The organism is Sulfitobacter sp. UBA4523, from assembly GCF_002388305.1.
GTDB lineage: Bacteria > Pseudomonadota > Alphaproteobacteria > Rhodobacterales > Rhodobacteraceae > Sulfitobacter > Sulfitobacter pontiacus.
Genome location: NZ_DGMH01000066.1, coordinates 85,235 through 85,755 on the forward strand (window position 1 = coordinate 85,235; position 521 = coordinate 85,755).

Genomic DNA, 521 nt, shown 5'->3' on the forward strand with positions numbered 1-521 from the left:
GCGGAATCCTGCATTTCAATCACGCCCTGCGATTTCAGCGGCTGGATAAAGTTGTCGCCGATCACCGGATCATCCAGCAGCGCGATGCCGAGCTTTTTGATCAGCTTGCGAACGCGTTCGACATCGGTGTCATAGGTCACCCGCAACGGCAGCTTCATGATCACCCAGTCGCGGCTGTAGTTGGTCATCACCTGCAGCTCGCCAAAGGGGATGGTGTGCAGCGCGCCCAGATGGTGGCGCAGCTGGAACGACCGGACCGAGATTTTCTCGACCGTGCCCTTCACGCCGCCCACATCAAGGTATTCCCCCTTGCGGAAGGCATCGTCGAACAGAAAGAACGCGCCGGCAAAGATATCGCGCACCAGTGCTTGACTGCCAAAGCCGACGGCAACACCGACGATCCCCGCACCGGCGAACAGCGGGCCGACATTGATCCCGAATTCCATCAACACGATGAGGGCGATGGTCACGATCAGAACGATCAGGACAAAGTTGCGAAACAGCGGCAGCAGCGTTGCCAA

1 protein-coding gene is annotated in these 521 nt (G+C 58.7%); it reads right to left on the reverse strand.

Annotated features, from left to right (window positions below; translation table 11 throughout):
* A partial coding sequence (locus B3849_RS16370) for a mechanosensitive ion channel family protein (protein WP_286780441.1) occupies positions 1-521 on the reverse strand: 521 nt, incomplete at both ends.